Consider the following 26001-nt stretch of genomic DNA (forward strand, 5'->3'; position numbering starts at 1 on the left):
GCATGGCACCGGTTACATACCGGTTACCACGCCGCTCCGCACCGCCAAAATCCAAGCCGAAACTGCCTCTCGCGCCCGTATATCCATCGTTTATTGCTATATTTTTAATAGCAAACCGGCGGCAGCCTACCCGCGCATCAGTGCTTCGATCTCGCCACCGTCCACCGGCACGCCTCGGGTGATCAGCTCGCAGCCGCCCTCGGTCACCACGGCGTCGTCCTCGATCCGGATGCCGATGTGGTGGAACTGCTCGGGCACGCCGGGCGCGGGCCGCACGTACAGGCCCGGCTCGATGGTCAGCACCATGCCGGGGTGCAGGATGCGGCTGGGCCGGTTGGTGATGGCCTCGCCCGAGAGCGGATCGCGCCGCTGGCTGGTCTGGCCGACCTCGGTGGGCTCCACATAGCTGCCGCAGTCGTGCACGTCCATGCCCAGCCAGTGGCCGGTGCGGTGCATGTAGAACTGGAAGTAGGCGCGGCTGTCGATCACGTCCTGCACGCCGCCCACCTTGTTGCGATCGAGCAGCCCCAGGTCCAGCAGGCCCTGCGACAGCACGGCGACGGTGGCGTCGTGCGGGTCGTTGAAGCGGGCACCGGCGCGGGTCGCCGCCACGGCCGCTTCCTGGCTGGCCAGCACCAGGTCGTACAGCGCGCGCTGCGGGCCGGTGAAGCGGCCGTCGGCCGGGAAGGTGCGGGTGATGTCGCTGGCATAGCCGTCCAGCTCGCAGCCGGCGTCGATCAGCACCAGCTCGCCCGCGCGCACCGGGGCGGCGTCGGCGCGGTAATGCAGCACGCAGGCATTGGCGCCCGCCGCGACGATGGAGTTGTACGCCACGGCCTGCGAACCCTGGCGGCGGAATTCATGCAGCAGCTCGGCGTCGAGGTGGTATTCGCGCACGTCTTCGCCGGCACGCAGCATGCGGGCGCTGCACTGCATGGCGCGGATGTGCGCCTGGGCGCTGATGGCGGCGGCGCGGCGCATCACGTCCAGCTCGTGCGCGTCCTTGACCAGCCGCATCTCGTCCAGCAGCGTGCAGAGGTCGCCCTGCTCGGCTGGGCAGAGCGCGCCGTAGCGCACCCGGGCGCGCACCTGGTTCAGCCAGCCTTCGACGCGCGCAGCCAGCCCGGCATGGGTGGCGAACGGGTACCAGACGCGGGCGCGATTCTCCAGCAGGCGGGGCAGATCGGTTTCCAGCGCGCTTGCGGAATGCGCGGCCTGCACGCCCAGTGCATCGACCGCGGCCTCCGGCCCCAGGCGGTAGCCGTCCCAGATCTCGCGCTCCAGGTCCTTGGGCTGGCAAAAGAGCGTGCTCGTGCCGTCGGCCGCCAGCACCAGGCAGGCGCCGGGCTCGGTGAAGCCGGTCAGGTAGTAGAAGTAACTGTCATGCCGGTAGAGGAAGTCGCTGTCGCGGTTGCGCGGGCGCTCCGGCGCGGTGGGGACGATGGCGATACCGCCTTCGCCGAGCTGGGCGGCAAGGCGGGCGCGGCGCTGGGCGTAGAGCGCGGTGGTCGGCTGGGTCATCCGCGCATTCTCGATGCAACCGCCCGGGCCGCCCGCACGCTTTCCCGATCTGCTTACATTTGGCAGCAATCTGGGGCGCTTCGGGCCGCCTCAACCCTGGAGTTCGGCCAGCCGCTCGGGCGTGCCCACATCGGTCCAGCGGCCGGTGTACAGCGCCCCGGTGACGCGGCCGGCGTCCATGGCCCGGCGCAGCAGCGGGGCCAGCGGGGCGGCCACGCCCTCAGGGTTGCCGGGCGGCATGTCGCACCAGGGAGCCGCGAACAAGTCGGCACGCAGCAGGGCGATGGTGCTGTAGGTGTAGCGCGGCCCGGGGTGGTCGGCGGGCAGGTTCAGCACCCGGCCTTCGGGCGACAGGCCGAAATCGCCCCGGAGGTGGTGCGCCGGATTGGGCACCAGCCAGAGGTGCGCCAGCGCGTCGCCGGCGGCGAAGCGCTCGGCGGCTTGCGGCTCGAACGCGAAATCGGGCACGAACACGTCGCCCGCGGCCAGCCAGAAGACCGGGCCCAGCTGGGGCAGCGCCCGGGCGATGCCCCCGGCCGTCTCCAGCGCGGCGCCGAAGTCCCGGCCTTCGTTGGAGTATGAAATCGATAGCACACTATCGAGGCCATCCGGGCGCTGGAGGCTGAAAACACCACCAAAGCGCTCGCTGACCTGGTCGCCCAGCCAGGCGGTATTGACGACGGCGCGCGGCACGCCCGCCTCGGCCAGCGCGCGCAGGTGCCACTCCAGCAGCGGCCGACCCCGCACGCTCAGCAGGGGTTTGGGCAAGGTGTCGGTCAGCGGACGCATGCGCTCGCCCCGGCCGGCGGCCAGCAGCATGGCAGGAGGTTGGTAGGTCATCGTGGAAGTCATGGGCGGCAGGGGGCTTCAGGGCGACGCCAGCGCGCCGCGCTGCAGGGCATGGCGCTGCACCCGCTCGGGCGCGAAGAGCGCCAGCAGCGCGTCCATCAGCGCTTCGGCACGGGGCGACTGGTCGCCGCCGAAATTGCACACATACACGTCGAGCGTGACGGCGCCCTGCTCGGGCCAGGTGTGCACGCACAGGTGCGACTCGGCCAGCAGCACGGTGGCGGTGACGCCGCCCGGGCCCTGCGCGGTGGCGGGAAAGGCGTGGAACAGCTGGCCCACCGCCTGCAGGCCGGCCGCCGCGACGGCGTCGGTGCAGGCGCTGGCCAGCAGCGCGGCGTCCAGCAGCCATTGCGGGGCGCAGCGGCAGCCCTGGAGATCGGCGGTGAGGTGCAGGCCTTGCATGGGGCTGGACTTTAGTGCATCGCCACCGCAGCCGAAGGGTGGCGCGCCCGCCCGGTAAAATGCGCGGTTTCCTCCCACAGCCCCTTCCGGAGCCGCCCTCGATGGCCAATTCTCAACAGATGGCGAATGCGATCCGCGCACTCGCAATGGATGCAGTTCAACAGGCCAATTCCGGCCACCCCGGCGCCCCCATGGGCATGGCCGACATGGCGGTGGCGCTCTGGGGCCGGCATCTCAAGCACAACCCCGCCAACCCGCAGTGGGCCGACCGCGACCGCTTCGTGCTGTCCAACGGCCACGGCTCCATGCTGCTCTATGCGCTGCTGCACCTGAGCGGCTACCCGCTGCCGATCGAAGAGCTGAAGAACTTCCGCCAGCTGCACAGCAAGACGGCCGGCCACCCCGAATACGGCATCACGCCCGGCGTCGAAACGACCACCGGCCCGCTGGGCCAGGGCATCACCAACGCCGTGGGCTTCGCCCTGGCCGAGAAGCTGCTGGCGACCGAGTTCAACCGCGATGGCCACGCCGTGGTGGACCACCACACCTTCGTGTTCCTGGGCGACGGCTGCCTGATGGAAGGCATCAGCCAGGAAGCGATTTCGCTGGCCGGCGCCTGGAAGCTGAACAAGCTGATCGCCCTCTATGACGACAACGGCATCTCCATCGACGGCCAGGTCGCTCCCTGGTTCATCGACGACACCCCCGCCCGCCTGCGCGCCTGCGGCTGGAACGTGATCGGCCCGGTGGACGGCCACGACGCCGACGCCGTGGACGCGGCCATCGCCAGCGCCAAGACCAGCACCGACAAGCCCACGCTGATCGTCTGCAAGACGGCCATCGGCAAGGGCTCGCCCAACCGCGCCGGCACCTCCAAGGCGCACGGCGAACCCCTGGGCGCCGACGAGATCACGCTGACCCGCAACGCCCTGGGCTGGACCAGCGCCCCGTTCGAAGTGCCTGCCGAGGTGTATGCCGACTGGGACGCCAAGGCCGCCGGCAGCGCCGCGGAAGCCGCCTGGAACGAGCGCTTCGCCGCCTATTCCGCCGCCTTCCCCGAGCTGGCCGCCGAGTTCACCCGCCGCATGGCCGGCGACCTGCCCAAGCACTTCGCGCAGACCGCCGTCGACACCGTGGTCGGCGCCCACACCAAGGCCGAAACGGTGGCCTCGCGCAAGGCGTCGCAACTGGCGCTGGAAATGTTCACCGCGCAGCTGCCCGAGCTGCTGGGCGGCTCGGCCGACCTGACCGGCTCGAACCTGACGAACACCAAGAGCACGCCCGCGCTGCGCTTCGACGAAGCCGGCAAGGTGGTGCAGGTCGAGGTGGCTCTGGGTGCCGACACCGCCAAGGTGGGCGGGCGCCACATCAACTACGGCGTGCGCGAATTCGGCATGGCCGCGATCATGAACGGCATCGCCCTGCACGGCGGCTTCATCCCCTACGGCGGCACCTTCCTCACCTTCAGCGACTACAGCCGCAACGCCATCCGCATGGCCGCGCTGATGAAGCTGCGCGTGGTGCATGTGTTCACGCACGACTCCATCGGCCTGGGCGAGGACGGCCCCACCCACCAGTCGATCGAGCACGTCGCCAGCCTGCGGCTGATCCCGAACCTGGACGTCTGGCGCCCGGGCGACACGGCCGAGACCGCCGTGGCCTGGAGCGTGGCCCTGTCCAACCGCGACCGGCCCACCGTGCTGGCCCTGTCGCGCCAGAACCTGGCCTATGCCCCCAAGCGCGACCTGGGCGACATCTCGCGCGGCGCGTATGTGCTGAGCGAGCCGGCCGACGTGGGCATCAAGAAGAAGCCCCAGGCCGTCCTCATCGCCACCGGCTCCGAAGTGCAGCTGGCCCTGGCCGCGCAGAAGCTGCTGGCCACGATGAAGATCGCCGTGCGCGTGGTCTCCATGCCCAGCACCACCACCTTCGACCGCGAAGACGCCAAGTACAAGGCCAGCGTGCTGCCGGCCGGCGTGCCGCGCGTCGCCGTGGAAATGGGCTCGTCGGACGGTTGGTGGAAGTACGGCTGCGCCGCCGTGGTCGGCATCGACACCTTCGGCGAATCGGCCCCGGCCCCGGTGCTGTTCAAGCACTTCGGCTTCACGCCCGAGAACGTGGCCGACACGGTGCGCGTGGCCATCGGCGCGGCCCGGCTGAAGAAGCAACCGGCCGCCAAGAAGGCATCCGCCTGAGATCCCTCGTGCCCGCCGCGCCCGCCACGCAGCGGGCCGGCGTGGCTGTCCCCGGTTTTCAATTTGCAACTTTGGAGAGACACACCATGACGATCAAGATCGGTATCAACGGCTTCGGCCGCATCGGCCGCAACGTGCTGCGCTCGGCGGTGCAGAACTTCAGCGACATCGAAGTCGTGGGCATCAACGACCTGCTGGAGCCCGACTACCTGGCCTACATGCTGCAGTACGACAGCGTGCACGGCCGCTTCGAGGGCACCATCGCGGTCGAGGGCAACACCCTGGTCGTCAACGGCAAGAAGATCCGCCTGACGCAGGAACGCGACCCCGCCAACCTGAAGTGGAACGAAGTCGGCGCCGACATCGTCATCGAATCCACCGGCCTGTTCCTGGACAAGACCACCGCGCAGAAGCACATCGACGCCGGCGCCAAGAAGGTGCTTCTGTCGGCCCCCTCCAAGGACGACACGCCCATGTTCGTCTATGGCGTGAACCACCAGACCTACGCCGGCCAGGCCATCGTCTCCAACGCTTCGTGCACCACCAACTGCCTGGCCCCGCTGGCCAAGGTGCTCAACGACAAGTGGGGCATCAAGCGCGGCCTGATGACCACCGTGCACGCCGCCACCGCCACGCAGAAGACGGTGGACGGCCCGTCCAACAAGGACTGGCGCGGCGGCCGCGGCATCCTGGAGAACATCATTCCCTCCAGCACCGGCGCAGCCAAGGCCGTGGGCGTGGTCATTCCTGAGCTGAACAAGAAGCTGACCGGCATGTCCTTCCGCGTGCCCACCTCCGACGTGTCGGTAGTGGACCTGACGGTGGAGCTGGAAAAGGAAGCCAGCTACGACGAGATCAAGGCCGAGATGAAGGCCCAGTCCGAAGGCGCGCTGAAGGGCGTGCTGGGCTACACGGAAGACAAGGTCGTCGCCACCGACTTCCGCGGCGACACCCGCACCTCCATCTTCGACGCCGACGCCGGCATCGCCCTGGACAAGACCTTCGTCAAGCTGGTGTCCTGGTACGACAACGAGTGGGGCTACTCCAACAAGTGCCTGGAAATGGTGCGCGTGATCGCGGCCAAGTAAGCGCCTGCGCCACCCCAAGAGAAAGCCCGGAGCCGCCAAGGCCCCGGGCTTTTTTCCATGGCGCCGCTGCGCGCTGCGCGCTGCGTACTGCGTCAGAAGGACGCGTTCACCCCCAACCACAGCCGGCGGCCGTAGCTGGTCTTGTCGTAGGTGGCCGCATCCAGTTGCTTGTCGCCCAGGTTGTAGAGCGCGGCGTTGAGCGTGATGGACGGGCTCCACTGGTAGTTCACGCCCAGGTCCATGAAGGTGTAGGCCGGCACGGTCCCGGCGTTCACGGTCGAGGTGCTCTCCTTGCCGTAGTAGTGGGCCGCGCTCCACCAGGTCGTGCGCTGCGAAGCCTTCCATTCGGCGCGCAGGTTGGCCGTGTGCTGGGGCGTCAGCGTCAGCGGGGCGCCCTGGTTGGGGCCGCTCTTCTGCTCCGAATCCAGATAGGTGTAGTTGGCCTTGAAGGCCAGCGCCCGCGTGGCCTGCCAGTGGCCACTCAGCTCCAGCCCGGCGATGCGCGCCTTGTCGATGTTCACGCGGTCCATGCGGATGAAGCCGTTCCAGCGCTGGTCGGTGGTGACCGTGGACAGCTTGTTCTGGAAGTCGTTGTAGAACACCGTGGCGCCGCCCGACAGGTTGCTGCGGTTGGACCAGAGCGCGCCGATCTCGTAGTTGGTGCTGGTCTCTGGCTTCAGGTCCGGGTTGCCCAGCATGACGAAGCGGTTGCGGCGCAGGTAGGCGTAGCCCGGGATGACGGCGCGGATCTCCGGCGTCTTGAAGCCCCGCGAGACGCCGCCCTTGAGCGTCCACTGGTCGCTCGCCTGCCAGTTGGCGTACAGGCGCGGACTGCTGTGGGTGCCGTACCGGTCGTGGTGGTCCACGCGCAGGCCGCCGGTCAGGCGCAGCTTGTCGGTCAGCGACCATTCGTCTTCCACGAACACGGCCTTCTGCGTCACGTCGAACGTGCGCCGCACGCGGTCGTTGAGGCCCTCGTTCCAGTCTTCGAGCTGCGTGTGGTTCCACTGCACGCCGCCAGTCACGATGTGCGCGCCGCCCACCGGGGCGACCAGCTTGGCGTCGAAGACGCGGTTGCTGACCTCGGGCTGGCGCTCGGCGAATGCGCGCTGGGCCGCCGAGGTACCGTCGCTCAGGCCCCAGCGCGAGCCCCGCTCCCAGGCCAGCGACACTTCGGACGAAGCCCAGCCCCAGCGGCCCTTGTGGGTGACGGAGGCATGGTCGCGGTCGTTCTCCTGCTCGCGCGTGGCCCAGTTGGCGCTGGGGCCGTCGCCGTTCTTCAGGCGGGTGACGCCGCCTTCGACAAGGATCTCCTGCTGCGCAGACGGCGTGACCGCCAGCCGCGCCGTCAGGTCGCTGTGGCGCGCGCGGGTGAAGCCTTCCGTGCGCTGCACGTCGTCGTCGGCCTGCCGGTTCAGCTGGCGGCCCCAGAGCTGCAGCCCCAGCACGTCGGCCTTGAGCGGGCCGGCCAGATAGAACTGGCCCTGCGCGGCGTTGCCGAATTCGCTGTGCTGCTGCGCGGTGTAGTCCAGCCCCACCGAGCCGCCCCAGGCCTTGGGCACCTTGCGCGTGATGATGTTGATCACGCCGCCGATGGCGTCGGAGCCGTAGAGCGACGACATCGGCCCTCGCACGACCTCGATACGCTCGATGGCCGCGGCCGGCGGGATGAAGCTCTGCTCGTAGCCGCGGTTGCCGTTCACACGCGCATCGCGCAGGCCCTGGCGCTTGCCGTCCACCAGGATCAGCGTGTAGTCGCCCGGCATGCCGCGAATGGAGATGTCGGTCTCGTTGCTGCTGCCGTTGACGACCACGCCCTCCACATCGCGCAGCGCATCGGTCAGGTCGCGGAACGAGCGCTGGCGCAACGCCTCGCCCGGAATCACGCTGATGGAGGCCGGCGCCTCCTCGATCGCCTGCTCGAAGCCGGTGGCCGTCACCACCACCGCACCCAGCGTGGCCCCATCGCGCCCGTCCAGCGTCTCCGCGCCCTGGGCGGAGGCCAGTCCCGCCAGCGATGCGGCGGCCAATGCCCCTGCGATCACCTGGCGCCCTGTCGATACCTTGCGCATGAAAACTCCCTCGCTCTTGTGTTAGAAAATGAGAATCGTAATCATCAGCAACTACTGGTTTTGGACAGTTTGTGACAGCCGTTTCCGTGCCTTCCGCCCTTGCTGCAGACAGCCCGGCACCACCCCGCCTTCGTGTGCTGGTGGTGGACGACCATCCCCGCATCCGGGAACCGCTGGCCGCGTTCCTGCGCCGCCAGGGGCTGGAGGTCCACACGGCCGGTGATGCCCGCTCGGTGCCCGCGCTGCTCCAGATGCACCGATTCGACGCGGTGGTGCTGGACGTGATGCTTCCCGACGGGGACGGCAGCCGCCTGTGTCCGCAGCTGCAGGCCGAGCACGGCGTGCCAGTGCTGCTGCTGACGGCGCGTTCCGCCATCGACGACCGCATCAGGGGGCTGGAACAGGGCGCCGACGATTACGTGACCAAACCGTTCGATCCGCGCGAGCTGCTGGCGCGCATCCGCGCAGTGGTTCGCCGGCGCCAGCACCCCGGCGGCGCCCGGCCCGCGCCGGTCACAGAGCGCACTACCCTCGGCCACGCGCAGCGGTGTTTCGTCTTCGCCGGCTGGCGCTTCGATGCCGCACGCGCCAGCCTGCGCTCCCCGTCAGGTGCGCTCCGGCAGCTGGCCCACACGGAGGCCCGACTGCTGGAGGTGCTGCTGCACCACGCAAACACGGTGCTCAGCCGCGATCAGCTGCTGGACCTGACCCGCACGCAAGGCCGCCAGGGCGATGCGGCGTTCGACCGCACCATCGACCGGCAGATCAGCCGTCTGCGCGCCCGGCTGCAGGCCCCCGAGGAGGCCGACGCCCCGCTGTTGCTGCTGACCGTGCGGGGCGGCGGCTACGCGCTGATGGCGTCCGTGGAGCGCGTGGACCCGGCCCGGGGTGCCGCATGCGCCGAAAGCGCGGCGGGCCCGCATGCCTGAGCTTTCCCGGGGCGGCCCCTCGGGCTGGCGCGGGCCCGCCGCCGGGGCCGAGGCGCGCGGGGGCCCCGGCCTCGTCTGGCAATATGGCCTGCTGCTGCTCGGTGCGTTGCTCGCGTCGCACCTGATCACCATGGCGCTGCTGCAGCGCACCGGCGCCTTGATCCACCCCGTCTCCCGCGAACAGGCGCTGGCGCTGCTGGCGACCGGCTACGCCCTGGCGGCCGATCAGGCCGCGGAACACCGAACAGCGAACCGCCCGGCCCCGGGACAGCCCGGGGAGCAGCCCACCCAGAGCTCGCCGGGCACGCAGTTCTGGCAGAGCGGCATGCCTGCCGTCGCGCCCTTTGCCATGAAGCCCGAAGAGCAGCGGCTGGCCAGCGAATTGCGCAGGCGCATCGGCCTGCCGGAGACGGCGGGGGTGTGGCTGCAATTGGAGCGCGCCTCGGGCGAGGACGCCCGCGCCGGCCTGTGGAGCCTGGCGGCCTGGAAGCCGCTGCACCTGCGCTCCAGCCTGGAGCTGCCCGCACGCAGCGCGGGTGCTGGCGCAGGCGCCGACCGCGCCCACGGCGGCTGGGTCAATGCCGATCTGCGCCTGCAAGGGCGCTACGACGCGTCCACCACGCTGCTCCTCGCGCTGCCGGCCAGCATCCTGCCCGTGCTGGCCGCCGCCCTGTGGCTGGCCTGGTGGCTGGTGCGCCCGCTGCGCCAGCTGATGGCCGCCGCCGCCCGCGTGGAGTACGGACGAGCGCAGTCCCCGCTGCCGGTGCACGGCCCGCGCGAGGCGCGCGAGCTTACGCGGCAGTTCAATGCCATGCAGCAGCGCATCGCCCGCCATCGCGACACACGCACCCAGATGCTGGCAGCCATCAGCCACGACCTGCGCACGCCCGTCACCGAACTGCGCCTGCAGTCCGAACTGGTGGATGACCCGGCACTGCGCGCCGGGCTGCTGGCAAGCGTCGCCGAGTTGGAGGCGCTGGTGTCGTCCACCCTGGACTTCGCCCGCGCCGACGCGCGGGCCGAGCCTGCCGCGCCCACCGACATCGCGGCGTTGCTTCGGGAGCTGGCGCTGCGCTATCAGCGGCAGGGCCATGCGGTGACGGTGCGCGCCTGCCCGGCCGAATGGGTCTGGCCCTGCCATCCGCTGGCGCTGCGCCGCGCGCTGGCCAACCTGATCGAGAACGCCCTGCAGCATGCGGGCACCCCGGTGGAAATCTCGGCGATTCCCCAGGACCGCCCCATGCTGATGCTGCTGGTGGAAGACAGCGGCCCGGGCATTCCGCCGGCCGCCATCGGCCGTGTGCTGGAACCGTTCGGCCAGTTGGACACGGCCCGGGGCCCGGGTCGGGGCGGGGTGGGCCTCGGGCTGGCCATCGCCCGGCAGTGCGTGCATTCGCAGGGCGGCACGCTGGTGCTCGGCAACCGGCCGCAAGGGGGCCTGCGCGCGACCGTGCACCTTGCCGGCACGCCCCGCTGCGAGGACGCCGCGGCCCAAGGCGGCACGCAGCAGCGCGCGTGAATGCAGGAGTAGCAGCCCCGCAGAAAGCCGTTCCGCCCATTCGTAACCGTAAGAAACGGCCCACGGCGGGCGGGGGGCAGGGCCTACGGATATGGCTTTTTCCGGTGCCGACAATCCATCACCAACCCTGCCGCGCTCCCGTCCTCTCCCTGGTGAGAAAACGTTGGCGCTGCAGTCCGCCATATCGACATCGATTCAGGAGCCCTTCCCATGCAGACTGCCACCTTCCTCCGAACCTCTTGCGCCGTGCTGGCCCTGGGGGCGCTCGCGGCGTGCTCTTCCACGCCGCCGCCGGTGGACCAACTGGCCGTGAGCCGCTCCACCGTGAACCGCGTGGGCGCCGAGGCGAATGTGGTGGCCAATGCGCCGGTCGAGTTGCAGCGCGCCCGTGACAAGGTGGCGATGGCCGAGAAAGCCATGAACGACAAGAACTACGACATCGCCCGCCGCTACGCCGCCGAAGCCGAAGCCGACGCCCGCGTGGCCGAAACCAAGGCCGATGCCGCCAACAACGCCAACACGCTGCAGCAAGTGCAGACCAGCATCCGTGGCCTGCAGACCGAGATCGACCGCCGCGCGCCGGTCGTGGCTCCGGTGCCGCCCGCCCCAGGTGCCATGGCCGCGCCTGGCGCCATGCCCGCTCCCGCAGCGCCGATGGCACCGCCCGCTCCACCCGCACCGCCTGCTCCCATGGCCGCACCCATGGCACCCGCCGCTCCGATGGCGCCCGTCCGCTGAGGCGTTTCGCCCCAGCCCGCCGCACGCCTCGCTGCCTGCCCTTCACCTCTTTTGCCTAGAACACCATGCATCCACAACTTCGCCGCACTCCCCTGCTCGCCGCCGCCCTGCTGGCCGCCGGTCTGATGGCCGGCTGCGCCACCCGCCAGCCGCTCAACTCGGTGGAAGACGCCCGCACCGTCGTCACCCGCACCGCCAACAACCCCGACGTGGTGCGCCTGGCCCCGCTGGAGCTGAAGGCCGCGACCGACACGCTGGCCCGCGCCGACCGCGTCTGGACGGATGACAACGACGCCGCCGAAGCCAACCATCTGGCCTACCTGGCATCGCAGCGCGCCGAGATCGCCAGCAACACCGCCCGCGCCCGCCAGCTGGAAGCCGACATCAAGAAAGCGGGCACCGACGCCGAGCGCCTGCGCCTGACCCGCGAAGCCGACCGCGCCCGCATGCAGGCCGACGCCAATGCGCGCACCGCCCAGGCCGCGCAGGCGCAGGCCATGAGCGCCGAGCAGCGCGCCGCGCAGAACGAAGCCCGCGTGCGTGCCCTGGAAGCGCAACTGCGCGACATCGAGGCGCAGCAGACCGAGCGCGGCCTGCTGGTCACCCTGGGCGACGTGCTGTTCGCCTTCAACAAGGCCGAGCTGTCGCCGCAGGCGGGCCCGCGCCTGGACAAGCTGGCCAATTTCCTGCGCCAGTTCCCCGACCGCAAGCTGATCATCGAAGGCCACACCGACAGCGTCGGCGGCGACGCGTACAACCAGGAGCTGTCCGACCGCCGTGCCCAGGCCGTGCAGGGCGCCCTGGTGCAGCGCGGCGTGGCGCCCGACCGCATCACCGCCCGTGGCTACGGCAAGACCTATCCGGTGGCGGAGAACGCATCGCCCGAAGGCCGTGCGATGAACCGCCGCGTGGAAATCGTGATCGCCGACGAAAAGGGCAACCTGCGCGGCCGCTGATCGAACCCATCGCCCCGCGCGAAGCCCGTCCGGCGCCCTGCCGGGCGGGCTTTTTTTCCGGGCGCTTGCCATACTCGTCGCCATGACCCAACGCACCGACCACACCTCCACTTCCGCCTCCACCTCCGCCTCCGCCACCCCGGGGGCCCACCGGCCCGAAGCAGCCGGGCACGGCACCGCTGCCGATGTCCTGCGGTTCTGGTTCGACGAATCGACCCCGGCGCAGTGGTTCCAGAAGGACGACGCCTTCGACGCGGCCATCCGTGGACGCTTCGGCGCCCTGCTGCGCCGCGCGGCCCAGGGCGAGCTGGCCCACTGGCGTACCGGTGCGGACGGCCGGCTGGCCGAGGTGATCGTGCTCGACCAGTTCTCGCGCAACGTGCTGCGGGGCGAGCGGGCCGCCTTCGCCCAGGACGGCATGGCGCTGGTGCTGGCGCAGGAAGCCATCGCCCAGGGGCTGGACGCCGCGCTGCCGCCCGAGCGCCGGGCGTTTCTCTACATGCCCTTCATGCACAGCGAATCGGCGCAGGTGCAGGCCGAGTCGGTGCGGCTCTTCACCGCCCTGGGCAACGCCAACAACCTGGACTTCGCCCAGCGCCACCAGGTGATCGTGGAGCGATTCGGCCGCTTTCCGCACCGCAACGCGGTCCTGGGACGATCCTCCACCGCCGAGGAAATCGCCTTCCTGCAGGAGCCCGGCAGTTCCTTCTGAGGGCCGCAGGGCGTACCCGCGCGGGTTTTTCAGCCAAAACCAGTCCCCGCGCAGGCTGGATGGACATCTATTGCTATTATTTTAATAGCAAATAGACGGCACCGGCACCAGGGCCTTGCCCTGCAGGAAACGTGAAAACACTGTAAATTACTACAGTGCTCACCGAATCCAAACTCGCCATCCTCGCCGACGCCGCCAAGTACGACGCCTCGTGCGCTTCCAGCGGCACGTCGTCGCGCAACTCCGTGGGCGGGCGCGGCATCGGCTCCACCGAGGGCGCGGGCATCTGCCACAGCTACGCGCCCGACGGGCGTTGCATCTCGCTGCTGAAGATCCTGCTCACCAACTACTGCCAGTACGACTGCCTCTACTGCGTGAACCGGGTCAGCAGCAACGTGCCACGGGCGCGCTTTTCCGTGCAGGAGGTGGTGGATCTCACGCTCGACTTCTACCGCCGCAACTGCATCGAGGGGCTGTTCCTCTCTAGCGGCATCATCCAGACGCCCGACTACACGATGGAGCGGGTGGTGGAAGTGGCCCGCGTGCTGCGCGAGGAGCACGACTTCCGTGGCTACATCCACCTGAAGACGATTCCCGATGCATCGCCCGAGCTGCTGCTGCGCGCCGGCCGCTATGCCGACCGGCTCAGCATCAACATCGAGCTGCCGACCTCGGACGGGCTCGCGGCGCTGGCGCCCGAGAAGGACGGCGCGGCCATCCAGCGCTCGATGGGCCGGCTGGCCACGCACATCGACGATGCCCGCCAGGCCCGCGCCCAGCAGCAGCCGCGCGGCGTCGCCCCGCAGATCGTCTCGATGCCCGGGCGCACGCGCCGCGCCGAGGCGCCCCGGTTCGCGCCGGGCGGTCAGAGCACGCAGATGATCGTGGGCGCCGATGCCGCCGACGACCGCACCATCCTCGCCACCAGCGCCCGGCTCTACGGCGGCTACGGCCTGCGCCGGGTGTACTACTCGGCCTTCAGCCCCATCCCCGACGCCTCGCGCTCGCTACCGCTGTCGGCGCCCCCGCTGGTGCGCGAACACCGGCTCTACCAGGCCGACTGGCTGATGCGCTTCTACGGCTTCACGCACGACGAGATCGTGCCGCCCGCTGCGGCATCCGGTGGCGATGCCAACGCAGCGGCCGGCATGCTGTCGCTGGACATGGACCCGAAGCTGGCCTGGGCCGTCGCCCACCCCGAGCTGTTCCCCGTCGACCTGAACACCGCCCCCCGCGAGCGCCTGCTGCGCGTGCCGGGCCTGGGCGTGCGCACGGTGGACAAGCTGCTGTCGGCCCGCCGCGTGCGGCGGCTGCGCCATGCCGACCTGGGCCAGCTGCATGTGCCGCTGGGCAAGGTGCTGCCCTTCGTCACCGTGACCGACCACCGCCCCGCCGACCGGCTGCGCGACCCGGCCCGCCTGCGCGCGCACCTCGCTCCACCGCCGGTGCAGGCGTCGCTCTTTGCCTGACGCAGGCAGCCAGGCATGCCGCACGCCGTCACGCTGAGCCATGCGGCCGACTGGCCCGGTTTTCGCGAGGCCGCGCGCAGCTGCCTGCAGGCGGGCCTCGAACCGGATGCAGTGCACTGGGAGGTGGCCGGCGCGGCGGAAGGTGATCTGTTCGGCGGGTTGGCGGAGGGCATGCCGGCAGCGGACGGCCCAGCGGACGCCCCGGAGAACGATGCAGCCGGCGGGGTCGCACCGGTCCACCCTGAGCCTCCGGCGGATGGGGCGCCCGAAGCGGCCGCAGGCTCCGGGCCCGAATCGACCACCGCAGCGCTGCGCGTGCCCCGCGCTTTCGTCACGCTGGGCGGCCATGTGGCGCTGCACAGCGACGCCGACCGCTACGCCCTGCTCTACCGCGCCCTGTGGCGCCTGGTGCACGACCCGGCATTGCGGCACGATGCGCTCGACCCCGACCTGGCGCGCATGCAGCGCATGGCGGCGGCGGTGCGGCGCGACATGCACAAGATGCGCGCCTTCGTGCGGTTCCGGGCAGTGGACGACGGCGAGGCCGAGCCGCTGCACGTGGCCTGGTTCGAGCCCGACCACCACATCGCGCAGGCGAACGCGGCATTCTTCGTGCAGCGCTTCACGCAGATGCGCTGGGCCATCCTGACGCCCGAATGCAGCCTGCGCTGGGATGGCGGCACGCTGCGGGTCGGCCCGGGCGCCACGCGCGCCGATGCGCCGCCGCCCGATGCGGGCGAGGCGCTATGGCTGACCTACTACCAGCACACGTTCAACCCTGCCCGCCTGAAGCTGGCGATGATGCGGCGCGAAATGCCGACGCGCTACTGGAAGAACCTGCCCGAGGCGACGCTGATCGATTCGCTCGCCCGGGGCGCGCACCAACGCAGCGTGCGCATGGTGGACGCCGGGGGCACGGTGCCCCAGCGGCGCATACCGAAGACGCCCTGATGCCGCTCAAGGGGCGCCAGGGTCGCCCCATCTAGGCGCGTCCTCAGGGCAGGGCGCCGTCCACCGTGCGGATGGTCTCGCGTCCGGCCTTGTCCTTGAGGCGCCCCAGATCGTTGTCCAGCGCGCGCACCAGCTTGTCGACGGCGGCGGTAAAGGCTTCCGGTACCTTGCCGGCGTCGGCGTTCACCGCCAGGGGCGGACGGCCGGCGGCGCGGGCCTCGATGTTGCAGCGCTTGTCCGCACCGTTCGAGCGGCCGGCGTCCAGATCGGAGAAATGCACCTCCACCCGGGTCAGGTGGTCGCGGAACCGGGAGAGGCGGGCATTGGCTTCGTCCTGGATCCAGCGGTTCATGGCCTCGCTGCCATCGATGTGGTCGTCGGTCTGTACCTGTACTTGCATGGGCGGCTCCTTGTGGTTGGAACCTGCACAGTGGGGCCTGGTCCCCGCTCTTCAATTGCCGCCGGGCGACCGTTGCGTTTGCTTGCCGACCGTTGCCTTTCGCCGCAATGTCGCCCGGGGTGCCAGCCCCACGGCAGCGGCGTAACTGGCCAGCACCGCGAGGGCCGGGAAGAGCGGCGGCCACCAGAGCCCGCGCTGGAACAGCAGCCAGGAGGCCACCACCATGGCGCCGGCACCGGCCAGCGCGAACGCTCCGGCGGCGCCGGGCCAGCGCCAGCCGCCCGCCAGCAGCAGCGGCAGGCCGAGCATCAGCACGACCGGGGACCAGCCGCTGTCCACGCTGCGCAGCCGCGCGCCGGTGAGCTGGTTGTCGATCAAGGTGGCCTGCAGCTCCACGGCCGGGAAGTGCCGTTCGCCGGCCCCCAGAGCGAACGGCGAGGCGAAGAGGCCGCCGGGCACTGCGCTGCTCCGGTCTGCCGGCAGGGTGTGGCCGACGAGCACGATCTTGCCGCGGAAGAAGCCGGGCGGCAGCACGCCGGGCTCCAGCGCCTCGCGCCAGGGCCGGGTGTCGAACGTGCCCGGCGGGCCGCGGTACACGACGAATTCCGAGGGCGCTGCTGCGCGGTGCGTGCGGGCCGCACGCGCATCGGCCAGCGCGGCCAGCTTGCCGGCGAAGCTGTTGATGTGGGCATTGGCCCGGCGCACGACCCCATCGCCATCCGGCCGCACCTGGGCGTCGCCGGGCACGGCACCTGCCGCCAGAAAACGCTGCAGCGGCAGGGCGGCGGCCTGGGCGAGGGCATCCTGAGGCGCCGCCGCTGGCGCGAAGGCCAGCACCACCGACGAGGCGGCCGCGACCGACCGCTCGAAAGCGGCGTCTTCCGCAGCACCGGCGGGCTGATCGAACGCCAGGTCGAAGCCCACTGCCGCCGCGCCATCGGCCTGCAGCCGGTCCAGCAGGCGCGCATGCAGACTGCGCGTGGTGGGCGCACCGCCCGCTTCCTGGGCCGCGGTGGCCGGGTCGATGCTCAGCACCGCCACGGGCACCGCGCTGCGGCCCGGGGCGGCGAGCGCGGTGAAGGCGTCGAACACCTTCATTTCCAGACGATCCCAGGGTGAAGTCAGGCTGGCGGCCCACACCAGCAGCAAGGCCGCAGCGCCTGCTGCCACGGTGGCGCTCAGCGAGGGCAGGCGCCGCTGTCCGTCGCGCCGGGGCCGGCCCGCGCGCCCGAGGGCAGCGAGAAGGTGCATCGAGCCAGGCATGCGCACAGTATCGCGGCGCGCGCTGCAGGCCTCGCTTCGTTTTGCAACCGACGCGCCGGGTCGCCGCGCTCCTACAGGATGGATCGGCTGCGGCGGTTACAAACGACCCATGCCTTCAGTCTTGCGCAACCCCGCGCCCGGTCACCCCAGCGCTCCTGGGAGACATGCCCGCCCCTGCGGAATGCCACGCCCATGACGTCGTCGAAACGCCTCAAGATCGGCCTGTCGGCCTGCTTCTCGCACGCCGACCCGGCCCGGTCGCTCTTCACCAACAAGACGCTCCAGTACGTGGAGCAAACCATCGCGCACTGGATCATGTCGGCCGGCGCGATGGTGGTGATGGTGCCCTGCCCCACCGGTGAAACCGCGCGCGGCGACGTGACGCTGGCGCACTACGCCGAATGGCTGGACGGGGTGGTGATGCATGGCGGCGCCGACGTGTGGCCGGGCAGCTACGGCGAGGTGCCGCTGAAGGACGCCTGGCTGGGCGACCGCATCCGCGACCTGTACGACCTGGCGGTGGTGGAGGCCTTCGAGCAGGCCGGCAAGCCGATCTTCGGCGTGTGCCGCGGCCTGCAGCTCATCAACGTGGCGTTCGGCGGCACGCTCTACCAGGACATCGAGACCCAGCACCCCGGCGCGCAGCAGCACCGCAACGCCGTCACCTACGACCAGCATTTCCACGAGATCGATCTCGTCCCGGGCACGCGGCTGTCCGCGATGTACCCGCGCCAGCAGCGCGTGGTGGTCAACAGCATCCATCACCAGGGCATCAAGAACCTGGCGCCGGGCTTCGACGTGGAAGCCTGGAGCCATCCGGACGGCGTGCCCGAAGCGATCCGCCGCCGCCCCAGCCGAGGCAAGGGCTACATCGCGGCAACGCAGTGGCACCCCGAATTCCGCGCCAAGGACGCGGTGGCGCTGGACGACACGCCCATCCTGCAGGACTTCCTGGATGCGTGTTCGTTCGCCAAGCTGCGGCCGGCACCGGGCCACAGCCCGTTCCAGATTCGCAATCGTGCATCTCGGCTGCTGCGGCAGGCCCTTTTGCTCAAGCGTTGAGATATAAAAGTCGTTGAGATATAAAGCAAAGACCGCGTAGTCGGAACGGCAAGTCGTCTTGCCGACATCAAAAGGCCGAGGCAGGGTTTCCACTGTTTTTGCGACCAACGCTCGCCGAGCGGGCGTGGACGCAAGATGGCAGTCAGCCAGCGCGCAAAGCGTGGGTGGCGAGAGGATCCGTTGCTCGGTCGTGCCAGGGCAGTCTTTGCCCGAAGGTTCACCCACTGTCCTCTTCGCCAAACGCCCCGCCTTGCTGCAGGGAGCTGCTGTCGACGGCGGAAAGGCACGGGCCGAAGGGCCCGTGGGCGTAGACCGGGCCCACCCGTTCACGCTCGGCGCCTTCCGGTTTTCTTTCATCAGCCAGGAGACAGCGATGCGAGCCAGCCCGGATTCCCACTCCCCCCAACCCTCGGCCCTGGAGCCGACCCCGTCCACCCCCCTCCGCCTGCGACGCTGCGCGGCAGCGCTCACCCTCGGCGCCCTGAGCCTGGGCCTGGCGGCGCCGGCAGCGGCCATCACCGGCCAGCTCAATGCGCAGATCACGCTCACTTCGGGCTGCATCATCTTCGGTGGGCCAGGCACCGTGAGCGGCGCCAACTTCGGCACGCTCGACTTCGGCGTGCGGCCCTCCACCTTCGTCGGCACCGCCACCGCCGTGGCCACCGGCGGTGAAGGCGGCGGCACCACGCAGGTGGTGTGCTCGCCCGAGGTGTCCGCCATCAACATCGCCGTCAGTCCCGGCAACCATGCCGGACAGGGCACGTCGGGCGTGGGCCAGCGCGCCATGAGCAACGGCAGCGCCTTCCTGGCCTATGACGTCTACCAGGACCCGGGCCACACCACGCCGTATCCGCTGTCGTCCGCCGTCACCGGCATTGCCGTGCCCATCACCGGCTCCGCCTTCGTGCTGCCCATCTACGGCCTGGTCAACAAGACCACCCCCAACGCCCTGCCGGCCGGCACCTACACCGACCAGCTGCAGGTCACGCTCACCTTCTGACGCGGGGGGCGCCATGTCGAGAAGTCCTCTTGCGGACGGGAATGCGCACGCCCGTACCGCCCCCCGCCGCCCTCGCCACCTGCGCGGTCGATGGCTCGGCGCCGCGCTGCTGGCAGCGCCCGCACTGGCCGTGCCGGCCTCCATTCCCACGACGGCGCCGATGCTGGTGACGGCCTCGGTCGTGCGGGGCTGCATCGTCTCGGGCGCACCGCAGCAGACCGCCAACTTGCCGTTCGGTCGGATCGACTTCGGCACCCATCCCGCCGTGGGCGCGGCCAGCATCACCGCGCTGGCGGGCGGCGGCGGCCTGCAGGCCCGCATCGAATGCACGCCGGGCACGCAGGCCAGCATCAGTGCCAACGCCGGCCTGCACGCGCAGGGCACGCAGCGGCGCCTGTCCAACAACGCCGGGCAGTTCATTCCCTACGCGCTGGCGCTGGCCGGCGCGGCCACGGCGCCGCTGCCACCGAACACCGTGGTGGACCTGCCCCTGGGCGCCACCGCCACGGCGCTGCCCATCGTGGGCACCGCGTCGCTGCCGGGCAGCGGCTTGGCCGCCGGGCTCTACACCGACACCGTGCAGGTGACGCTGACATGGTGAGCCGCGCCACCTTTCTGGGCGGCTGGCTGCTGGCGGCCTGCGCCGGGCTGGGGGCCTGGGCGCCGCCAGCGCACGCCGCCGCTCCGCTCATGATCTGGCCGGTCGATCCGATGATCGCCGGCGGCCAGCGCGCCGTCGCCCTGTGGATCGAGAACCGGGGCGAGGAGCCGGTCAGCGTGCAGGTGCGGGTGATGGGCTGGACGCAGGACCAGGGCGACGACCAGTTCGATGCGCAAAAGGACGTCATCCCCAGCCCGCCCATCGCCGACATCGCGCCCGGTGCGCGCCAGCTGGTCCGGCTGATGGCCTTGGTGCCGGCCTCTCCGCTCTCGGAAGATGCCTACCGCGTGATCGTGGACGAACTGCCCCGGCCCGCGGGCGCAGCGCAGTCCGCCGGTGGTCCGGCGCCTGCTCCGGCGCTGGGCGTGCAGTTGCAGGTGCGCTATGCCATCCCGCTGTTCGTCTACGGCGCCGGTGCGGCGGGCCCCCGCATGTCGGCCACCGCGCTGGCCGCCCTGAATGGCGAGGCCGCGCAGCCGCTGGAGGCAAACCTGTCCTGGCGCATCGCCAGCGATGGCGACACGCACCGGCTGGTGCTGCGCAACGCCGGCCGCGCCCACGCGCGGCTCACCGCCGTTAGCTGGCAGGCGGCCGATGCTGCCCGCGAAACCGCGATCAACCCCGGCCTGCTGGGCTATGTACTGCCCGGCAGCGAACGGCAGTGGGAACTGCCCGCCCCGCCCGCAGGTCCCCTGCTGCTGAAGGCCTCCGTCAACGGGCGGCCTGCCCTGGTTCCCCGTGCAGCGCCATGACCACCCCTCCCCCCTGCTGCGCACCGCCGGCTGGCTGGTGCTGCTGGGCTGCCTGCCGCATGCGCTGGGGGCAGGCGCCCTGCCGGCGGCGGCCGCGCCGCCTGCAGCGGCCCAAGGCACCGACCCACGCGGGCCGGTCACGCTGTACCTGGAGGTCACCCTCAACGGCCAACCCGCGGGCGAGCTGATCGAAGTGACCCGGCACGGCCCCGGCCACCACGCCATCGACGCGGCCGTGCTGCGGCAGTGGCACCTGCCCGCCGACGCGCCTGACGGCACGCCGGTGGTGCTGGAAAGCCTGCCCGGCGTGTCGACGCGGTACGACGCGGCCGCGCAGCAGCTGGCCGTGCAGGTGCCGCCCGCCTGGCTGCCGGCGCAGCGGCTGCAGCCCGAGGACCGCGAGCCCCTGCAGCTGTTCGCCGGCAGCGGCTGGCTGCTGAACTACGACGTCTACGCCCAGCGGTCGCGTACCGGCCCGGTGAACGCGACCACCGCCTCCGTCTGGTCGGAGCAGCGCTATTTCGGCCCGCTCGGCATCGGCTCGAACACGGGAATCCTGCGCCATGCGGACAGCGGAGGCGGGACTTCCGGCTACCTGCGCTACGACACCCGCTGGACTCGCACCGACCCGGTGGCCGCCACCGAATGGACGGTGGGCGACATGGTGACCGGCTCCCTCCCTTGGTCCACGCCGGTGCGCCTGGGCGGTGTGCAGTGGTCGCGCAACTTCTCCACCCGGCCCGACCTGGTGACCTACCCGCTGCCGGAATTCGCCGGCCAGGCCGCCGTGCCCTCCGCCGTGGATGTGTTCGTCAACGGGTTCCGCGCCACGCGCCAGAACGTGCAGCCCGGGCCCTTCACCCTGGGCGGCCTGCCCACGGTGTCGGGCAGCGGCATCGCGTCCGTCATCACCACCGACGCGCTGGGCCGGCGCGTGAGCACCGAGGTGCCGTTCTACGTCAGCAGCCAGCTGCTGCGGCCCGGCTGGACGGACTATTCGCTGTCGCTGGGCGCCCTGCGGCGGGACTTCGGCATCCGCAACCTCGCCTACGGTCAGGCGCTGGGTTCAGGCGTGTACCGGCGCGGCATCACCGACCGCTGGACGCTGGAGGGCCAGGCCCAGGCCGGGCGCGACCTGGCGGTGCTCGGCCTGGGCACGGTGAACCGGCTGGGGCAATGGGGCGTGGCGTCGGCGTCGGCCACCCGCGGACAGGTGCGCGGCACGGATGCTGGAATAGTTACGGGAAACGGTGGGGGCTGGCAGTACAGCCTGGGCTACCAGTACGAATCGGCGCTGGGCGGCATCTCGGCACAGCAGCTGGGGCGCACGGCGGGGTACGGCGATGCCAGCACCGCCGCGCGCGACGGCTTCCGGCTGCAGCGGCGCAGCCGGCAGATCAACGCGCACCTGAACACCCGCGTGGGCAGCTTCAACCTGGGCTGGGTGGATCTGCGCGGCGCGCTGAACGAGCGCAACCGGCTGGCCTACGCCAGCTTCAGCACGTCGCTGCAGCGTGACCTGTTCCTGTCGCTGACGGCCGGCCGCACGGTGGACACGGGCGATACGCAACTGCGGATGCAGCTGACCTACCTGTTGGGCGACGACACCTCGGCGCAGGTCGCCTTCTCGCACACCGGCGGGCGCAACCAGGCGCAGGCGAGCTACCAGCGAAGCGTTCCGACCGAGGGGGGCTGGGGCTGGAATGCCAGCCGGTCGATCACCAGCGAGCGCGAGGGCCGCTACACGCAGGCCGCGGTGCAGCACCGCAGCCGCGCGCTGCTGGCCCAGGCCGGCGTGTTCGGCACGCCCGGCGCACCATCGCAGTGGGCGGGCGCTGCGGGCTCCCTGGGGTGGATGGACGGCTATGCCTTCGCCGCCAACCGCATCACCGACAGCTTCGCGCTGGTCTCCACCGAAGGCGTGCCCGACGTGGAGGTGACATATGACAACCAGCCCATGGGCCGAACGGACGAGCGCGGCTATCTGCTGGTGCCGGGCGTGACCTCGTACTACAACGGCCGCTTCGCCCTGAATGCGCTGGAAATGCCGGCCGACATGCATGTGCCGGCGCTGGAAAAGAAGGTCGCGGTGCCGCGCGGCATGGGCGCTTTCGTTTCGCTGCCGGTGCTGAAGATGCGTACCGCCACCATCACGCTGCTGGACGCCGGGGGCCGGCCGCTGCCGCCCGGCAGCGCCGTGCTGCATGAACAGGGGCAGGTGCCTTCGGTGGTGGGCTGGGACGGGGTCGTCTACCTCACGCGGCTGCACCCGCGCAACACGCTGGTGGCGCAGCCACCGGGCGGGGCGCCGCCCTGCCGGGCGGAGTTCGACGAGGCCGCCTATGCCGCCGCGCGGGATCTGCTCGTGACCTGCCTCACCGAAGCGGAAGGTGCGGGCCGCGCTGGGCCGGCCGCACCGGGGCAGCGCACATGACGAGAAGGAAGATGCAGCGGGGCGCGTGGCTTGCAGCCTGCGCCGGCGCGCTGATGGCCGGCCTGCCGGCGGCGCAGGCCGCGTGCGTGACGGCGGAAACCGGCGGCTCGCTGGGCACGGCATCGTCGTTCCGGGTGCGGCAGGGCCCGGCCATCACCACGTCGGCCCAGTTCACGCTGGGCTGCGGAGGCATCGTGCTGTCGGCGCTGGGCACGCCCACGGTGCGCGCGAAGATCACCTCGCCCACCACGGGCCTGACGCTCAAGAACGGCGCGCGGCAGATCCCCTATCGCATCACCGACCTGGGCGGGGCTTCGTACACGCAAGGCCTGCTGGTCATCAACGCGTCCGGTGCCGCCGTGCTCGGCCTGCTGAGCAACAACACGGCCAACCTGCCGCTGCGCATCGCCACCACCCTCGGCGCGAACGTGCCCGCCGGCACCTACACAGACACCATCACGGTGAACTGGGAATACGCCAACCTCTGCGAAGGTTTGCTGGGCCTGGGCAACATCTGCGTGGGCATGCCGCGCAACGGCAACGTGGACCGGACACTGACCGTGCAGCTGGTGGTGACCAACGACTGCGCCATCACCGCGCCCGACCTGCATTTCGGTTCGGCGCCGCTGCCGGGGGCCTTCAGCTCCGTCACGCAGAACCTGACGCTGACCTGCACGCAGGGACTGAACTACACGGTGGGTATCACGGCCGGTGGGGCGCCGCAGGGCGGCCGGCGGCACATGAGCTCGGGCAACAACCGGTTGGCCTACGACATCTTCCGGCCCGGCGGCGGCGTCTGGGGCACCGAGGGCGCGGCCCGCGTCGCGGGCACCGGCGTGGCCGACGGCCTCACGCCGCAGACGCTGCCCTACACCGCCACCATCTACCCCGACCAGCCGGCCGTGCCGCCCGGGCTCTACCAGGACAGCCTGCAGGTCGAGGTGCAGTTCTGAAGCGGAGGGGCCGCGCCCGGCTCAGGCGCTGGAGCCGCACACGCGCACCACGTCCGCGCCATAGGCTTCGAGCTTCTTGGCGCCCATGCCGGTGATGCCCTGCAGGTCGTCCAGCGAAGAGGGATCGCGCTCGGCGATGGCCGCCAGCGTGGCGTCGTGGAAGATCACGTAGGCCGGCAGGTTGTGCTCGCGCGCCACCTCCGCGCGCCAGGCCTTGAGGTTGATGAAGCGCGCCTGCGCATCCGGCCCCAGGTTGGCGGCGGCGGCCGGCGGCGCGGTGCTGCGGCGGGTGCGCCTGGCCGGCGTGCTGGCGGTGGATTCCCGCAGCTGCACGGCCGTCTGGCCCTTGAGCACCGGGCGGGAGCCGTCGGTCAGCACCAGCGTGTCGAAGCTGTGGCCGCTCTCCAGCATCACCTTGTGCAGGCCCACCGCGCCCGTGGCGAGCAGCTGGCGCAGCACGCCGCGCAGCTGCGGCTCGGTGTATTCCTTGCCCACGCCGAAGGTGGAGAGCTTGTCGTGGCCGAACTGCCGGATCTTCTCCGTGTCCTTGCCGCGCACGATGTCCATGATGTGCCCGGTGCCGAAGGTCAGGCCGCTCGCTTCGTGCACGCGGTAGATGGTGGACAGCAGCTTGCGCGCCGCATCCGTGCCGTCCCACACCGCGGGCGGGTTCAGGCAGTTGTCGCAGTTGCCGCAGGGCTCGGACGCCTCGCCGAAGTACCCCAGCAGCCGCACGCGCCGGCAGTCGGTGGCCTCGGCCAGGCCCAGCAGCGCGTCGAGCTTGCCGCGCATCACCTGCTTGAACTCCTCGCCCGCCGGGCTCTCGTCGATCATGCGGCGCTGGTTGACCACGTCCTGCAGGCCGTAGGCCATCCAGGCATCGGCGGGCAGGCCGTCGCGGCCGGCGCGGCCGGTCTCCTGGTAGTAGCCCTCGATGTTCTTGGGCATGTCCACGTGGGCCACGAAGCGCACGTCCGGCTTGTCGATGCCCATGCCGAAGGCGATGGTGGCCACCATCACGATGCCTTCCTCGCGCAGGAAGCGGTCCTGGTTCTCCTGGCGCACCTCGGGCGGCAGGCCTGCGTGGTAGGGCAGCGACTTCAACCCCGCATCGACCAGCGCGGCGGACATCTCCTCCACGCGCTTCCTCGACTGGCAATAGACCACGCCCGCGTCTTCCGGGTGCTCGCGCTCGATGAAGCGCAGCAGCTGGGCCAGCGGCTCCTTCTTCTCCTCGATGCGGTAGCGGATGTTCGGCCGGTCGAAGCTGCTGACGAAGTGCTGCGCATCTTCCAGCTGCAGGCGCTCGACGATGTCGGCGCGCGTCAGCTCGTCGGCCGTGGCGGTGAGCGCGATGCGCGGCACGCCGGCATAGCGCTCGTGCAGCACGGTGAGCGCGCGGTACTCGGGCCGGAAATCGTGGCCCCACTGGCTCACGCAGTGCGCCTCGTCGATGGCGAACATGGAGAGCTGCCCGCGCTGGTGCAGGCCGTCCAGCAGCTCCAGGAAGCGCGGCGTGGTCAGCCGCTCGGGCGCCGCATAGAGCATGGTGATGTCGCCGCGCGCCACCCGCCGCTCCAGATCCTGCGTCTGCTGCCAGTCGAGCGTGGAATTGAGATAGGCCGCATCCACGCCCGCCTCGTGCAGGGCACCCACCTGGTCGTGCATCAGCGCGATCAGCGGCGACACGACGATGGCCACACCCTTGCCCGCGTCGCGCCGCACGATGGCCGGCACCTGGTAGCACAGCGACTTGCCGCCGCCGGTGGGCATGAGCACCAGCGCATCGCCGCCGGTGATCACGTGCTCGACGATGGCCTCCTGCGGGCCGCGGAACTGGTCATAGCCGAAAACGTCGTGCAGGACGAAATGCGCGGGGGACAAACTAAAACACTCTCTTTTTGATAGCAATCGGCCTTGAATACATAAGCGCCGAAGGCCGATTTGGCTTGAAATCCATGGGCTTGCGACTGGGTGGATGGCCGCAGGCACGCGAGGGCGCTATTGTGCGCGCCGCGCCCGCGCTCGCCACCCCTGCGCTGGTGCCGCCAACGATTCGCAACGCCAATGGGTCG

General features: G+C 70.7%; 22 protein-coding genes. 15 read left to right on the plus strand and 7 right to left on the minus strand.

Annotated features, from left to right (window positions below; translation table 11 throughout):
• Positions 1–126 precede the first annotated feature (126 nt).
• From ASF94_RS16715 to speD, 3 genes are all read right to left on the minus strand, one after another.
• Positions 127–1521 carry an aminopeptidase P N-terminal domain-containing protein gene (locus ASF94_RS16715; RefSeq protein ID WP_056668997.1) on the minus strand — a complete coding sequence of 465 codons (1395 nt, stop codon included), beginning with the start codon at positions 1519–1521 and terminating at the stop codon, positions 127–129.
• 90 nt (positions 1522–1611) lie between these two features.
• Positions 1612–2373 (minus strand): nucleotidyltransferase family protein, encoded by a 762-nt coding sequence (locus tag ASF94_RS16720; RefSeq protein WP_056669000.1) that lies wholly within the window; start codon positions 2371–2373, stop codon positions 1612–1614.
• A 15-nt stretch (positions 2374–2388) separates the two neighbouring features.
• Positions 2389–2772, minus strand: coding sequence for an adenosylmethionine decarboxylase (speD, locus tag ASF94_RS16725; RefSeq protein WP_056669003.1), 384 nt, complete (start codon positions 2770–2772; stop codon positions 2389–2391).
• 101 nt (positions 2773–2873) lie between these two features.
• Between speD and tkt the strand changes: the two genes are divergently transcribed.
• Complete coding sequence (gene tkt, locus ASF94_RS16730) at positions 2874–4967, plus strand: transketolase (protein WP_056669006.1); 2094 nt, start codon at positions 2874–2876, stop codon at positions 4965–4967.
• An 86-nt stretch (positions 4968–5053) separates the two neighbouring features.
• Positions 5054–6055, plus strand: a complete 1002-nt coding sequence (gene gap / locus ASF94_RS16735; RefSeq protein WP_056669009.1) for a type I glyceraldehyde-3-phosphate dehydrogenase — start codon at positions 5054–5056, stop codon at positions 6053–6055.
• A gap of 92 nt (positions 6056–6147) precedes the next feature.
• Here gap and ASF94_RS16740 read toward each other — a convergent pair whose 3' ends face one another.
• On the minus strand, positions 6148–8127 hold the full coding sequence (locus tag ASF94_RS16740; protein ID WP_056669012.1) for a TonB-dependent receptor domain-containing protein: 1980 nt from the start codon (positions 8125–8127) through the stop codon (positions 6148–6150).
• 86 nt (positions 8128–8213) lie between these two features.
• Between ASF94_RS16740 and ASF94_RS16745 the strand changes: the two genes are divergently transcribed.
• The 7 genes from ASF94_RS16745 to ASF94_RS16775 all read left to right on the plus strand — a co-directional run bounded on the left by ASF94_RS16745 (position 8214) and on the right by ASF94_RS16775 (position 15401).
• Positions 8214–9056 carry a response regulator transcription factor gene (locus tag ASF94_RS16745; RefSeq protein WP_056669015.1) on the plus strand — a complete coding sequence of 281 codons (843 nt, stop codon included), beginning with the start codon at positions 8214–8216 and terminating at the stop codon, positions 9054–9056.
• Positions 9049–10575, plus strand: coding sequence for an ATP-binding protein (locus tag ASF94_RS16750; protein ID WP_056669018.1), 1527 nt, complete (start codon positions 9049–9051; stop codon positions 10573–10575). The genes ASF94_RS16745 and ASF94_RS16750 overlap by 8 nt, the downstream gene beginning before the upstream one ends.
• 210 nt (positions 10576–10785) lie before the next feature.
• Positions 10786–11313 carry a DUF4398 domain-containing protein gene (locus ASF94_RS16755; protein WP_056669021.1) on the plus strand — a complete coding sequence of 176 codons (528 nt, stop codon included), beginning with the start codon at positions 10786–10788 and terminating at the stop codon, positions 11311–11313.
• Between the two features lie 65 nt (positions 11314–11378).
• Positions 11379–12269 carry an OmpA family protein gene (locus tag ASF94_RS16760; protein ID WP_056669024.1) on the plus strand — a complete coding sequence of 297 codons (891 nt, stop codon included), beginning with the start codon at positions 11379–11381 and terminating at the stop codon, positions 12267–12269.
• An 82-nt stretch (positions 12270–12351) separates the two neighbouring features.
• Positions 12352–12981, plus strand: a complete 630-nt coding sequence (locus ASF94_RS16765; protein ID WP_082493366.1) for a DUF924 family protein — start codon at positions 12352–12354, stop codon at positions 12979–12981.
• 155 nt (positions 12982–13136) lie between these two features.
• Positions 13137–14450 carry a putative DNA modification/repair radical SAM protein gene (locus ASF94_RS16770; protein WP_056669027.1) on the plus strand — a complete coding sequence of 438 codons (1314 nt, stop codon included), beginning with the start codon at positions 13137–13139 and terminating at the stop codon, positions 14448–14450.
• A gap of 15 nt (positions 14451–14465) precedes the next feature.
• Positions 14466–15401: a TIGR03915 family putative DNA repair protein gene (locus tag ASF94_RS16775; protein ID WP_056669030.1), complete on the plus strand. Its 936-nt coding sequence runs from the start codon at positions 14466–14468 to the stop codon at positions 15399–15401.
• A gap of 43 nt (positions 15402–15444) precedes the next feature.
• Here the strand turns inward: ASF94_RS16775 and ASF94_RS16780 are convergent, their stop codons facing one another.
• Together ASF94_RS16780 and ASF94_RS16785 are read right to left on the minus strand one after the other, a co-directional pair.
• Positions 15445–15801 (minus strand): HPF/RaiA family ribosome-associated protein, encoded by a 357-nt coding sequence (locus ASF94_RS16780; RefSeq protein WP_056669033.1) that lies wholly within the window; start codon positions 15799–15801, stop codon positions 15445–15447.
• Positions 15802–15852: 51 nt separating this feature from the next.
• Complete coding sequence (locus tag ASF94_RS16785) at positions 15853–17052, minus strand: CHASE2 domain-containing protein (RefSeq protein WP_056669036.1); 1200 nt, start codon at positions 17050–17052, stop codon at positions 15853–15855.
• 204 nt (positions 17053–17256) lie between these two features.
• Between ASF94_RS16785 and ASF94_RS16790 the strand changes: the two genes are divergently transcribed.
• The 6 genes from ASF94_RS16790 (at position 17257) to ASF94_RS16815 (ending at position 23926) form a co-directional block, all read left to right on the plus strand.
• Positions 17257–18126 (plus strand): gamma-glutamyl-gamma-aminobutyrate hydrolase family protein, encoded by an 870-nt coding sequence (locus ASF94_RS16790; RefSeq protein ID WP_056669039.1) that lies wholly within the window; start codon positions 17257–17259, stop codon positions 18124–18126.
• A gap of 373 nt (positions 18127–18499) precedes the next feature.
• Positions 18500–19126 carry a spore coat U domain-containing protein gene (locus ASF94_RS16795; protein ID WP_056669392.1) on the plus strand — a complete coding sequence of 209 codons (627 nt, stop codon included), beginning with the start codon at positions 18500–18502 and terminating at the stop codon, positions 19124–19126.
• 13 nt (positions 19127–19139) lie between these two features.
• Entirely contained in the window at positions 19140–19727 is a 588-nt protein-coding gene (locus ASF94_RS16800) for a spore coat protein U domain-containing protein (protein ID WP_082493368.1), read from the plus strand.
• Positions 19721–20539, plus strand: coding sequence for a molecular chaperone (locus ASF94_RS16805; RefSeq protein ID WP_156382572.1), 819 nt, complete (start codon positions 19721–19723; stop codon positions 20537–20539). The genes ASF94_RS16800 and ASF94_RS16805 overlap by 7 nt, the downstream gene beginning before the upstream one ends.
• Positions 20526–22973 (plus strand): fimbria/pilus outer membrane usher protein, encoded by a 2448-nt coding sequence (locus ASF94_RS16810; protein ID WP_235505408.1) that lies wholly within the window; start codon positions 20526–20528, stop codon positions 22971–22973. Before ASF94_RS16805 ends, ASF94_RS16810 begins: the two co-directional genes overlap by 14 nt.
• Complete coding sequence (locus ASF94_RS16815; protein WP_056669046.1) at positions 22970–23926, plus strand: spore coat protein U domain-containing protein; 957 nt, start codon at positions 22970–22972, stop codon at positions 23924–23926. Before ASF94_RS16810 ends, ASF94_RS16815 begins: the two co-directional genes overlap by 4 nt.
• A gap of 21 nt (positions 23927–23947) precedes the next feature.
• Here the strand turns inward: ASF94_RS16815 and recQ are convergent, their stop codons facing one another.
• Positions 23948–25810, minus strand: coding sequence for a DNA helicase RecQ (gene recQ / locus ASF94_RS16820; RefSeq protein WP_056669049.1), 1863 nt, complete (start codon positions 25808–25810; stop codon positions 23948–23950).
• Positions 25811–26001 lie beyond the last annotated feature (191 nt).

This window comes from Acidovorax sp. Leaf160, assembly GCF_001424265.1.
Taxonomy (GTDB): Bacteria; Pseudomonadota; Gammaproteobacteria; order Burkholderiales; family Burkholderiaceae_C; genus Paracidovorax.